Origin of the sequence: Raskinella chloraquaticus (SeqCode) (genome assembly GCF_021731865.1) — a bacterium.
Classification (GTDB): Bacteria; Pseudomonadota; Alphaproteobacteria; order Rhizobiales; family UBA4765; genus Raskinella; species Raskinella chloraquaticus.
Map to the genome: position 1 here is coordinate 12,221 of NZ_JAKFWN010000002.1, position 12,210 is coordinate 24,430.

General features: G+C 60.9%; 13 protein-coding genes. 2 read left to right on the forward strand and 11 right to left on the reverse strand.

All coding sequences use genetic code 11. From position 1 onward, the window contains the following. Window positions 1-66: 66 nt before the first annotated feature. A complete protein-coding gene (gene glpK, locus ACINK1_RS01405) occupies window positions 67-1,563 on the forward strand; it encodes a glycerol kinase GlpK (RefSeq protein ID WP_376802327.1) in 1,497 nt (498 codons plus the stop codon). A gap of 13 nt (window positions 1,564-1,576) precedes the next feature. Here glpK and ACINK1_RS01410 read toward each other — a convergent pair whose 3' ends face one another. Both ACINK1_RS01410 and ACINK1_RS01415 read right to left on the reverse strand, forming a co-directional pair. Then, complete coding sequence (locus ACINK1_RS01410) at window positions 1,577-2,938, reverse strand: pilus assembly protein TadG-related protein (protein WP_376802326.1); 1,362 nt, start codon at window positions 2,936-2,938, stop codon at window positions 1,577-1,579. Window positions 2,939-3,100: 162 nt separating this feature from the next. After that, window positions 3,101-4,552, reverse strand: coding sequence for a catalase (locus tag ACINK1_RS01415; protein ID WP_376802325.1), 1,452 nt, complete (start codon window positions 4,550-4,552; stop codon window positions 3,101-3,103). Between the two features lie 95 nt (window positions 4,553-4,647). Here ACINK1_RS01415 and ACINK1_RS01420 point away from each other — a divergent pair, with 95 nt between their 5' ends. Continuing rightward, window positions 4,648-5,535, forward strand: coding sequence for a LysR substrate-binding domain-containing protein (locus ACINK1_RS01420; RefSeq protein WP_376802324.1), 888 nt, complete (start codon window positions 4,648-4,650; stop codon window positions 5,533-5,535). A gap of 19 nt (window positions 5,536-5,554) precedes the next feature. Here the strand turns inward: ACINK1_RS01420 and ACINK1_RS01425 are convergent, their stop codons facing one another. The 9 genes from ACINK1_RS01425 to ACINK1_RS01465 are packed head-to-tail and all read right to left on the reverse strand — an operon-like array spanning window position 5,555 to window position 11,906. Further along, window positions 5,555-6,172, reverse strand: coding sequence for an urea amidolyase associated protein UAAP2 (locus tag ACINK1_RS01425; RefSeq protein WP_376802323.1), 618 nt, complete (start codon window positions 6,170-6,172; stop codon window positions 5,555-5,557). A gap of 10 nt (window positions 6,173-6,182) precedes the next feature. Further along, window positions 6,183-7,004: an urea amidolyase associated protein UAAP1 gene (locus ACINK1_RS01430; protein WP_376802322.1), complete on the reverse strand. Its 822-nt coding sequence runs from the start codon at window positions 7,002-7,004 to the stop codon at window positions 6,183-6,185. Between the two features lie 20 nt (window positions 7,005-7,024). Beyond that, the gene (locus ACINK1_RS01435) at window positions 7,025-7,621 is read right to left on the reverse strand and encodes a DUF1989 domain-containing protein (RefSeq protein ID WP_376802321.1); all 597 of its coding nucleotides are present in this window, start codon (window positions 7,619-7,621) and stop codon (window positions 7,025-7,027) included. Between the two features lie 5 nt (window positions 7,622-7,626). Continuing rightward, window positions 7,627-8,019 carry a RidA family protein gene (locus ACINK1_RS01440; protein WP_376802320.1) on the reverse strand — a complete coding sequence of 131 codons (393 nt, stop codon included), beginning with the start codon at window positions 8,017-8,019 and terminating at the stop codon, window positions 7,627-7,629. A gap of 28 nt (window positions 8,020-8,047) precedes the next feature. Continuing rightward, a complete protein-coding gene (locus tag ACINK1_RS01445; protein WP_376802319.1) occupies window positions 8,048-8,824 on the reverse strand; it encodes an amino acid ABC transporter ATP-binding protein in 777 nt (258 codons plus the stop codon). Between the two features lie 9 nt (window positions 8,825-8,833). Next, on the reverse strand, window positions 8,834-9,490 hold the full coding sequence (locus tag ACINK1_RS01450) for an amino acid ABC transporter permease (RefSeq protein WP_376802318.1): 657 nt from the start codon (window positions 9,488-9,490) through the stop codon (window positions 8,834-8,836). Continuing rightward, window positions 9,487-10,134 carry an amino acid ABC transporter permease gene (locus ACINK1_RS01455; RefSeq protein WP_376802317.1) on the reverse strand — a complete coding sequence of 216 codons (648 nt, stop codon included), beginning with the start codon at window positions 10,132-10,134 and terminating at the stop codon, window positions 9,487-9,489. Before ACINK1_RS01455 ends, ACINK1_RS01450 begins: the two co-directional genes overlap by 4 nt. Window positions 10,135-10,175: 41 nt before the next feature. After that, window positions 10,176-11,042: a transporter substrate-binding domain-containing protein gene (locus ACINK1_RS01460; RefSeq protein WP_376802316.1), complete on the reverse strand. Its 867-nt coding sequence runs from the start codon at window positions 11,040-11,042 to the stop codon at window positions 10,176-10,178. A gap of 30 nt (window positions 11,043-11,072) precedes the next feature. Beyond that, window positions 11,073-11,906 (reverse strand): nitroreductase family protein, encoded by an 834-nt coding sequence (locus ACINK1_RS01465; RefSeq protein WP_376802315.1) that lies wholly within the window; start codon window positions 11,904-11,906, stop codon window positions 11,073-11,075. Window positions 11,907-12,210 lie beyond the last annotated feature (304 nt).

Genomic DNA, 12,210 nt, shown 5'->3' on the forward strand with positions numbered 1-12,210 from the left:
ATCATCGCCGGCGATTGACAACATAAAACGCCGCGCCGCAGGGTGCGCTCAACCGGAGGCTCAACCATGACCGCCTATGTCGGCGCCATCGATCAGGGGACGACCAGCACCCGCTTCATGGTTTTCGACCGCAGCGGGCGGGTCATCGCCAGCGCCCGGAAGGAGCACCGGCAGATCTATCCGCAGCCGAGCCAGGTCGAACATGACGCAGAGGAAATCTGGCGCAACACGAAAACGCTCATCGCCGCTGCCCTGCGCAAATCTGGCCTGAAAGCGCGCGATCTTGCCGCCATCGGCATCACCAATCAGCGCGAGACGACGATGCTGTGGGACCGCCGCACCGGCCAGCCGCTGCACAATGCGCTGGTGTGGCAGGATACGCGCACCGATCAGCTGGTGGGGGCACTCGCGGCTGAGGGCGGCAAGGACCGGTTGCGGAAAAAGACCGGCCTGCCGCTTGCCACCTATTTCTCCGGCCTGAAGCTGCGCTGGCTGCTGGACCATATCCCCGGCGCGCGGGCGCGGGCGCAAGCAGGCGATATCCTCTTTGGCACCATCGACAGCTGGCTTGCGTGGAACCTGACAGGCGGCGTTGCGGGCGGGCGCCACATCACGGACGTGACGAATGCCTCGCGCACCCAGATGATGAACCTGCATACGCTCGCCTGGGATGAAGATATCCTCACCCTCTTCGACATTCCGCGCGCCTGCCTGCCGGTCATCGTGTCATCAAGCGCTCTCCACGGCGAATGCGCGGGGGCGCTTGCCGGGGTCCCGCTTGCCGGCATGCTGGGTGATCAGCAGGCCGCCCTCTTCGGCCAGGCCTGCCTTGCGCCCGGCACCACCAAGAACACCTATGGCACTGGCTGCTTCCTGCTGATGAACACAGGCGAGGCGCCCTCTGTTTCCAGGCACGGCCTGTTGACGACGCTGGCCTACAAGATCGGCGAGGCGCCGGCCATTTACGCGCTGGAAGGCGCGGTCGCCATCGCCGGCGCGCTCGTGCAATGGCTGCGCGATAATCTGAAACTCATCCATCGCTCCGCCGATATCGAGGCGCTCGCCGCCTCTGTTGCCGATAATGGCGATGTCTATGTCGTTCCGGCCTTTTCCGGGCTTTATGCGCCGCATTGGCAGGACAGCGCGCGCGGCATTATCTGCGGGCTGACGCGCTATGCGACGAGCGCGCACATCGCCCGCGCGGCTCTGGAGGCAACCGCCTATCAGACGCGCGAGGTGATCGACGCCATGGCCGCCGATTCGCGCGTCGCCATCAGTGAGTTGCGGGTGGATGGCGGCATGGCGGTGAACGGTCTGCTGATGCAGTTCCAGGCCGATATCCTGAACGTGCCGGTGGTGCGCCCGCACATCATCGAGACGACGGCGCTCGGCGCTGCCTATGCAGCCGGGCTTGCGGTCGGCTACTGGCACTCAGGCGATGACATCATCACCAATTGGGGCGTTGGCAAGCGCTTTGACCCGCAGATGGAACCAGCTCGGCGCGATCACCTGCAGCGGCGCTGGACGAAGGCTGTCCAGCGCTCGCTTGACTGGGTTGACTGACCACGTCCGGTGGTCAATTCGTCAGCCGCACATTGTTGATGTCATTGGCGATCTTCTGGAAGGCTGCCTGAAGATCGCTCACCGTCGTTGAATCGTAGTAATTGGGCGGCACCGACGCGCAATTGGCAAGAATGGTCTTGATCGTCGTGTCAGTGACGCTGAAAGCGACCGAATAGACCTCGATACCGGCGCTCTTGACGTTGGCGCAGGTCTTGGTCGTCAGTTCATTGGCAAGCGCCACGTCGCCACCCTCATGGTCAGGATAATTCGGCGATTTGGTGTTGGCGCCATCCGTCATCACCACCATGATTTTGCGCGTCTTGCCGTCAAAGGCTGCACCATCGGCAAAGGGCTGGTTGGGCGACAGGAGACGCCAGCCCCACAGGACGCCCGGGGCGATATAGGTGTTGCCATTGGCGACCAGACCATCAATCTTCGTCTTCAGCGCGTTGCGGTCGTTCGTCAGGCGCTGCAAGGGGGCGCTGCAGCCAACGTTGAGGATGGCGGGAACGGGATTGGCGGCGGTGACGGTATCGCCGAGATCAAGCGGCGAGGCGCGCGATCCGACGCAGCCATTCCATGTAAAATTGGCGGTGACAGGCCCGCATTGCTGCACGGCTGCGCCCAGGGTGACGTCATAATCAGTCCACGTGCAGGTGTAGGGCTGCCCGTCATTATAGCAGGTTCCCGAGCGCGGCCGCGGATTGGTGTAGGTGGCGGAAGGATAGGTATCCCAGCACTGGTTGGAGGTCGTCGAGTAATCGCTTGCCCCGTAGACCCAGGAAGCGGTGCGATATTGCGTGCCGATATTGACGTAATCGGTGAAGGGAACGATGCCGATTTTTAGCGAGTTGGCGGCGTTTGGCGACGAAAACAGCGTGGTGACGAAATCATTGGCGGCTTGCTGCAGGCCGCTGATCTTGCTGCCGGCCATTGATCCGGTCGTGTCGAGGACAAGGATCACCTCAGCGTTGCCGGTTCCGTAGACAGCCGTCGAGGTGATCCGGATCGGCAGCGACGAAATGCCCATAACGCCCAGCAGGGTGGTCGGGACGTCACCGGTGAGTGTCGCCGTGATGCGGTTATCAGTCTTGGCGATCGTAATCGTCGGGGTGATGCCGTTGGGGATGCTGCGATCGACGTGGGCGTGTACAACCGTGTCAGCATTGGCGGTATAAAAAGACAGGGCCGCCGCCAGAACGCCTGAATCAACCGCCGCCTGCAATTTGGAGCGGATGCGAGCGGTTGTGCTGTAGTCAACGGCGGCGCCGGCAAGACCGATCAGCACTGTTGTAACAAGCCCGAAGGTCATGACGACATTGCCGCCGCTTTCACCCGCAAAACGTCGAATGAACGAGCCTAATGACATTTTCATGCGTGATCCCCTGCACCGTTTCGGGGATAGCGCAGATAAATTTCCTCTCCGTGAAGTGCACGATTCAATTTTTAGCAAATGCGTATAAATGTCGAAGAGCGCGCCGCAAAGGGCCGCTGGAGCTGACCCCGGCGGCCCTCTGGTCATCGACCCTGCTAAGCGTTATTCAGCTGCCGCCTGGACGCTAGCCCCCGCACGCTTGGCAACGCCAGCGCCGTAGGCCGGATCGACCTTGGTAAAATGCGCCACCTGGCGGGCGATGATCTCGGCGGGCACGCCTTGCATCGCTGCGGCGATGTTGTCGAAGAGCGCTTCCTGCTGCGCCTTGCTCATGAGACGGAAGAGCGCGCGCGGCTGGCTGTAATCATCGTTTCCATCGCGATGGTTCCAGCGGTCGATGGCGCCCTCGTTCTTCAGCGGCGGTTCGCCAACGGACTTGTCCTCGACGGGCCCTGCAAACGAGTTGGGCTCGTAATAGGCGTTCCCGCGCTCGGGCACGCTCGCCAGCATCGAGCCATCAGCATGGTAATGGTCGACCTTGTTGCGCGGAGCGTTCACCGGCAGGCTCTCATAATGCGTGCCGACGCGGTAGCGATGGGCATCCGCATAGGCGAAGATGCGCGCCTGAAGCATTTTGTCGGGAGAAAAGCCAATGCCCGGCACAATGTTTGAAGGCGAGAAGGATGATTGCTCCACTTCGGCGAAATAATGCTTCGGGTTGCGGTTGAGTTCGAGCACGCCGACATCGATCAGCGGAAACTCACCATGCGGCCATACCTTGGTGAGATCGAAGGGGTTGTAGGACGTCTTCTCCGCCTGCTCTTCGCTCATGATCTGGACGCAGACTTTCCAGCGCGGGAAATCTCCCTTTTCGATCGCCTCGTAAAGATCGCGCTGGGCGCTCTCGCGATCATTGGCGATCACCGCATTGCCTTCAGCATTGGTCCAGTTCTTGATGCCCTGCTGGGTCTTGAAGTGAAATTTGACCCAATGGCGTTCATTGGCGGCGTTGATGAAGGAATAGGTATGCGACCCGTAGCCGTTCACATGGCGATAGCCCTGCGGCAGCCCGCGATCGGAAAACAGGATCGTCACCTGGTGGAGCGATTCAGGCGACAGCGACCAGAAATCCCACATCGCGGTCGGCGAGCGCATATTGGTGGTGGGATGGCGCTTCTGGGTGCGGATGAAGTCGGGGAATTTCAAGGGATCGCGGACGAAGAACACGGGCGTGTTGTTGCCAACAAGATCCCAATTACCCTCCTCGGTGTAGAATTTCAGCGCAAAGCCACGGACATCGCGCTCGGCATCTGCCGCGCCGCGCTCGCCCGCCACCGTTGAGAAACGCAGCAACGTGTCGGTTTTCTTGCCGATTTCGGAGAAAATCTTTGCTTTCGTGTACTTGCTGATGTCGTGGGTGATGGTGAGTGTACCGAAGGCCGCCGAACCCTTGGCGTGAACGACGCGCTCGGGGATACGCTCACGGTTCTGGTGCGCCAGCTTTTCCAGCAGCTGGTAGTCCTGCATCAGCACCGGACCACGCGGACCGGCGGTCTGTGAATTCTGGTTGTCGGCTACCGGCGCACCCGCCGTCGTCGTCAGTGTGCGTTTCATGTCGTCGTCTCCCATTTGTTGTCGTTCTCTTTTGACGTGTCGACGTCATAATGTCTAATTGTAATAATCCTCATCGTTCATAAGTTTTTCAAATCATGACGCCGACTTTCAAACAGCTAAAATATTTCGCCGCGCTCGCTCACCACCGTCATTTCGGGCGGGCGGCGGATGAATGCGCGATCAGCCAGCCAGCGCTCTCCCTGCAGATACAGGAACTGGAAAAGGCCCTGGGCGCATCACTCGTCGAACGAGGCCGTCACATGGTGACGCTGACACCTCTTGGCCAGGACGTCGAGGCGCGGGCAAGAACCATTCTGGCAAATGTGCGCGATCTGGTTGATCTGGCACAGCATCATAACGGCCTCCTGACCGGAGCGTTGCGTCTTGGCGTCATTCCCTCTTTGGCGCCCTACATCCTGCCACGGGCTTTGCCGCTGCTGCGCCGCGACTACCCTGCCCTCGTGCTGCATCTGCGCGAGGCACAGACACGCTATCTGACGGACGAGCTTCTCGCGGGGCAGCTGGACGCTGTGCTGTTGTCGCGCCCCCTTGCCGATGACAGGGTGGAGATCAAGGATCTTTTCGATGACCGCCTTTTGCTGGTGACCGCACCTGATGGCGGGGAGGACAAGCCGGCGCAGCTGAGCGACATCAAGGCGGACTCGCTTCTGCTGCTGGATGAGGGGCATTGCCTGCGTGATCAGGCCCTTGCCTATTGCGGAGCGGATGACGTTTCGCGCCCACGCCCGGGGGTGGCGAGCCTTGCCACCATCATTCATATGGTTGCCAATGGCTATGGCTCGACGCTGCTGCCGGAGATCGCCCTTGATACCGAATTGCGCGGCAAGCCGCCGGTGAGGGTACGTTCCTTTGTCAATCCGCAGCCAAGCCGTCAGGTGGCGCTTGCGTGGCGCGCGACCTCGCCGCGCCGCGGCGATTTTTTATCCCTTGCCGACAGCCTGGTCAAAGCCATGAAGCGGTGAACGGCGCCAACGATGCATGCTACGCTGCGGCAGCCTCACGGATCGTCACCTTGATCGGCGTCGGATTGAAGCCATTGCACGGATTATTCACTTGCGGGCAATTTGAAATCACAAACAGCACATCTGTGTCCATGGTGATGTCGACGTGATTGCCGGGCGCCGAGATGCCGTCGACAACGGTGAAATTGCCGGAAGGATCGATCGGCACGTTCATGAAGAAATTGAGATTGGCGGGAATGTCACGCTTGCCCAGCCCGTATTTTGACAGCTCAAGGACGAAGTTCTCCCGGCAGGCATGCTGATATTTGGTTGCCTCGCCAAAGCGCACCGCATTGCTCTCACACGAGCAGCAGCCGGCAGACGTGTCATGGCGCCCGCAGCTGTCTGCCGTAATCCGCGCCATCACGCGGCCGCGATTCGATATGAGCCTGGTGCCAAGTTCGATATAGGCAGCCCCCTGAACGCGCATGGTGTCCTGGGCGCTGTAGCGTTCCTCCATATCGCTTGCATCGTAAAGAAGCGCATCAACCGCCTGCTGGCCTTCGCTGTCGATGATGCGCAGCGTCTGCCCGCGCTTGATGATGCAGGACCACGGGCGCTCGGCGGGAATATCGAAAGAATAGATCAGCTCTGACATGGGGCAATCCTCAGGCAAACAGGCGGTCGGTGAAGGTGAAGGCACGCATCGCTTCCGCCGACCCGGTCCGGCAGGGGTCATCGCTACTGGCAGCGGGCGCCCGGTAATGGACAAGCTCGATGGCGTTTGCGCCGGCAGGGCGGGCGGGATCAAGCGGATGCGGACAATTTGATACGACCAGAACCAGGTTCATTTCAGCGCGCAAATCGACAAAATCCCCTGCCTTCTTGCGCGCCTTGTTCCATTTGAACCGCCCTGCCTTGTCGAGCGAAACGGGCGCGAAAAAGGTGATGCAGCCGGGGATGTCGCCAAGCCCCAGGCCGAGCTTCGCAGCAGCGGCCAGAAAATTCTCATGGCTGTTGCGCGCATAGTCAACGCCGTAGGCGGCCTGTGTTGACGCCGGCGTGGAGGCGCCCATCAGCAGATCATGGGCGCCGCTGGTATCTTCGATCAGAGACAGAAAGACGCGGCCCATATCGGTGAGCAGGACGCGCCCCTTTGCCATCGTTGCCGTCCACTGGATCTTGGCTGTATCGGCGCAATTGAGCCGCTCGCTCATATCCTCCTGGCGCCAGCCGATCAGGGCAGCGCTGGCGGCGCCCGACGGGTCCTTGATGCGCAGCGCTTCCCCCCGCTTCAACGTCAGCGTCGTATACCAGCCAGCCGGCACCGTTTCGCTGCGCACGATCATGTCTTTGGTGATACCGGCACTGTCGCGCGGTGTGGCCTTCGGTAAACTTTTGGGCGTTGCCTCCTGTCCGGCGGCACGAAGTTCTTCATAGCGGCGCCGATTGGCCTCGGCGATGGTCTGTTTCTGCTGCGATGGTTTCATGGTGCGTTACTCTCGGCGATTCAGCTGATGGTGAAATGGGCTTCGACGGGGCGCCCGGCCGTGCCGTTGATTGGCAGAATATCCTGCGGGCAGGCTGAAAAGGCGATGACCAGATCCATTTCGGCGCGCAGGCGGACATAGCCGCCGGGCAGAGGCGCCGGTGGAGCGGCAAAGCGCAACGTGCCGTCATTCTGCCAGGGGATATTCATGAACAGATTGAGCGGGCTTGGCACTTCCGGCGGGGTGAGGCCGAGTTCAGCCATGCCGGCGAACAGATTGTCCTCGCAATTGTCATGATGGCCCTCGACCCCGAGGAAGGCATAGCGATGCCTGTCGCAGGCCGCGATAAGCGTGTCGTGGACACCGCCCGACGTGTCTTCAATCAATGTCAGCATCGGGCGCCGGCGATTACTGCGCAGGATATCGCCGGGGCGTGGGCTGAGATGCAGCGAGTGTGCTCTCGTATGCTCGTTCGACATGAATTCGCCAAGATCAGCCCGGCTGAACGCCCAGGTGTCGACAACCTGCTCGCCATGCGTGTTGATGACCGTGATGATCTGACCAAAATCGACAAGGGCCGCCTTGCCGCGCCGCGCCGGGATTTCGATCTGGTCCATGGCTGTCAGCTCCGCACCGCGATCATATCGATTTCAACGATGCCCCCGCGCGCCAGTCCGGTGACGCCGATAGTGGTGCGCGCCGGGCGCCGATCAGCCTTGAAGTAGCTTGCATAGATCGTGTTCATGGCCGGGTAGTCGCGGTCGAAAGCGGTGAGAAAAATACGCGCCTGCACGACGTCGTCGAAGCCAAGCCCGCAGCCCTTGAGCACGCGTGCCAGATTATCCATCACCTTGACCGTCTGCGCTTCGATCCCGGCGGGCACGGGCAGGCTGTCATTATCCGGGTCGGTGGCAAGCTGCCCGGTGATGAACACGAAGCCGCTTGCCTCCACCGCATGGCTGTAGGGGGCGACCGGCTTCGGGGCGTCAGGCAGAAGGTGGAAGATCGGATGCATGGTAAACCTCAAGGCGGTTGGCGGAACGTCAGGCGGCTGCAACGCCGGCGTAACGCTGGATGAACAGGCGGGCGCGCTCGGTCTGCGGCCTGGTGAAGAAATCCGCAGGCGTCCCGCTTTCAATGAGCCTGCCCTGATCAAGAAAGAGAATACGGCTGGCGACATCGCGGGCAAACGCCATTTCGTGGGTGACAATCACCATCGTCATTCCTTCGCTGGCAAGCGCACGCATCACCAGCAACACCTCGCCGACAAGCTCGGGGTCAAGGGCGCTCGTCGGCTCATCGAACAGCAGGACATCCGGTTTCATGGCGAGCGCGCGGGCGATGCCGACGCGCTGCTTCTGCCCGCCCGAGAGCCGCGCGGGGAAGACATCGCGCTTGTCCGACAGGCCGACCTTGGCAAGGAGTGCCAGGGCCTCGGCCTCTACTTCCGCTTTCGCCCGCTTCTGCACCTGGACCGGCGCCTCCATGACATTTTGCAACACGGTGAGATGCGGCCACAGGGCGAAATGCTGGAACACCATGCCCATGCGGGTGCGCAGCTTGGACAATTCACTGTCCTTCATCACCAGCCCGTGGCCGGTGACGCCGATCTCGCTGCCATTGAGATAGATGCGCCCCGCATTGGGTCGCTCCAGCCAGTTGATGCAGCGCAGAAGCGTCGACTTGCCGGAGCCTGATGGCCCCAGCAGGCAGATCGTCTCGCCGCGCTCGACCGAAAACGAGATATCGCTCAAAACCTGCAGCTTGCCGAAACTCTTCGACAGGCCGGCAATATAGAGGATTTTCTGCGGATCATTCATGACATTGTCCTAACGTCTGGCCTCCGCCACCCGCCCCACGACACTGACGCCGGCTTCAACCAGAAGGCATAGCCCCCAATAGAGCAGAACAGCGCTGATGAAGGCGGCAAACGGCACGTAATGGCGTGACTGGATCGAGCTTGCGGCATGGGTCAGCTCGGGCAGGGCGATGATGGTGAGAAAAGCGCTGTCCTTGATGATCTGGATCATCTGATTGCCGATGATCGGGCTGACATTGAGGAGGAGCGGCGGCAGGATGATGCGGCGGAAAAGCAGAAAATCGGAAAAGCCGAAGGCGCTCCCCGCTTCGATCGGCTCACGCGGTTGCGCCACCCAGGCGCCGCGCAGGATTTCAGCCATGTAGGCGGCATTGTAGATCGTCAGCGCCAGCAGGCCCGAACTCCAATTGTCAAAGCGCAACCCGAGCGAGGGCAGGCCATAATAGACGATATAGGCAAAGAGCAGGAAGGGGACGCAGCGCATGCCGTCGACAAAAAACCGCATGGCAGCTGCAATCGCCTTGCGCTTGGACATCAGCCCGGGCACCAGAATGATCCCCAATGCCAACGCCATGATAGCCGACAGGACCGACAGGATGGTCGTATTGGCAAGCCCGCTCAACAGCAGGCCTCGCTCGCTCCACACCACGAGGAAATCGTGAATCATGTGCTCGCCTCCGCCGCAGCACGCCGCTTTTCAATGAAGCGCTGGAGCGCAACCAGCGCGTAGACGATGGGCGCATAGATGGCCACGGCTACCAGAAAGGGCGGCAGGGGTTCATACGTCTGCGCGCCGATGCGGACCGCTGCCCGCGTGATGTCGACGACACCGACAACAGCCAGCACCGGCGTCACCTTGATGAGGAGCGACATTTCGTTGACGAGGCCCGGCAGGCTGTCGTGAATGATTTGCGGCAGGATGATGCGCCGGAAGCGCTGGCCGGCCTGCATGCCGAAGGATTGCGCTGCCTCGTACTGGTCTTTCGGAAAATTGACGAGTGAGGAGCGCCATACTTCACAGTTGAATGCTGATGTGTTCATCGTCAGTGCCAGGATCGCCGCCGAGATCGGCCCGAGCGGGATGCCGATATTGGGCAGGGCGAAGAAGAGCAGCAGCAACAGGGTCACCAGCGGTGTCGCCCGCAGCACGCTGACATAGACGGCAACGATGCCAGACAGGACCGGCACCCTGGCCCAGCGGATGAGGGCCAGTCCCAGACCGATCGGCAGACCGATCAGGATGCCGATGGCAGACAGCGTCACTGTCGCCAGGGCACCCTGAAGGATCGCCAGGACGTCATTGAGGCTCATGGCCGTTCCTGCGGTTGCGAAAGGTCACGAGCCACGGAGTTTCAGAACTCCGGATCGAAGGATACCGGCAGATCGGTGAAGGCTTCGCCAAACCACGTCTTCTGCAGCTCGTAGAATTTGCCGCTGGCCTTCTGCTTGGCGATGAACTCGTTGAGGAAGGCCTGCAGCGACGTATTGTCCTTGGCGATCGCCCAGGCCGGATATGACTTGCCGGAAACTGCCTGACCGATCTCGAAGACGTCCGGCTTTTCGCCGACCAGCGCCTTCAGATTGATGATAGTGTTGACGACGTAATCGGTGCGCCCGAGCGCGAGGTCCTGATAGGCTTCCGGGTAGGAGGTATATTCCACCACCTTGCCGAGCTTGCCGCCCTGCTTTTCCAGCATCGCTGCCAGTTCAGGAAGGCGTCCGAGAAGCGCCGAGCCCGATTGCACGCCAACCGTCTTGCCGCTCAGATCCTTGATCGACGTGATCGAGGTGTCCTTCTTGCGCTTCACGTAAAAATGCGTCGCATCCGCGATCGGGCTGGTGAAGCTCAGCGATTTGGTACGCTCCTTGGTGATGATCGCCGCCGTGATCGCCACATCATATTTGCCGGTGCTGACGCCAGCCAGAATTCCCGTCCAGGGCAGAATTTCCTGGCGGATTTCGAAAGGCGCGAATTTGCGCAGCTCCGCCACCAGATCATTGTCAAAGCCGGTTGGCTTGCCATCCTTGACGAATTCGAAGGGGCGGAAATCGTCTTCGGTGGCGACGATCAGGTAGCCGCGCTTCTTGATTTCCTCAAGCGTCGCGGCCTTGGCGCTGGTAACCATGCCGGCAAGGCCCATGAGCGGCAGCGCAACGGCTGCCGCCACAAGGCCGGTTGTGACGCGGCGGGTAAGGTGACGGGTCAGATAGTCAATCATCGCATATCCTTTCAGTCAGGGTGGGAAACGTCAGGAAAAATCAAATCCGTGGGCAAGCAGGTATTTTGGAAAGGCCGCGCCCTCGCCCTCGCAGGCATGGCGCGTCTTGTCTTCCGACCAGCCGTAGAACGCGGCCTCGCCGAAACGGGCCTTGGCACGTTGCTGGTCGGGAGCGATGGCGCGGATCGCGGCGCGGCGTCGGTCGTAATCGTCGATCGCCCCGGGGAGCGCTTCATCGTCATAGCGGTCGCGATGGATTGTGATCTGACGTGGCAGACGCAAGCTGATATGCGCTTCGCCCGAAGGGTAGCCAAGGCACAGGCCGGCAACCGGAAAGACAAGATCAGGAAGTGAGAGGATAGCGGCGACGGTATCGATCTTGTTGCGCAATACCGAGATGGGGCAGGTGCCAAGGCCACAGGCTTCGGCAGCCAGGATCATCGTCTGCAAGGCAAGGGCGGCGTCGACACTGGCGTTGAAAAAACCTTCAAGACTGCCATTGCGCACCGGCTTGCCGCGCATCGCTCCCAGACGCTGGAGGCGCCGCGCATCAGCGAGAAAAACATAGAAGACCGGCGCAGCGCCAATCCATGGCATGGCCGGAAACAGGGCGGCCAGGGCGGTGCGCTGGGCGACATCCCTCAAGCGCAGCAGCGAGACCTGCTGATAGTCCGACTTCGACGAGGCGCTGAGGGCAGCGGCGGCCAGCACGTCGAGCAGCGCTTCGTCGGGCAACCGGGCCTCAAAGCGCCTGATGGTCCGCCGCGACAGTATTGCCACGACAGCATCCGGCACCGATGAGCCTGTCAATGCCGGGCCATTATCGCCAAAGCGCTGGTCAATCAGATGGTCGAATGTGCTCACCTGGCCTCGCTACTCAACGACCCCGGAGACCGGTTAAGCCTCTTGATCAGGGCGTGCCTTTCCACGACTGGTGAAGCAAGGCGTGTGCCAAGCAGCGCTCGCCGTGCGTTGCGGCAATCGGCAGGTTATTTTCATGAAAAACAGCATTATGCCTTGTCGGTAAGCAGGATGGTGTGCCCGTTCTGCCCGCTGTCGCGACGTCCCGCGATCCTGGAGCCTTAAATTGTATGCAATTTAATTTTATGTGCCTATTATATAGGCAACATTCGATCTGCAGTGGGCGAAGCCCTGGTTCGGGAGAAAC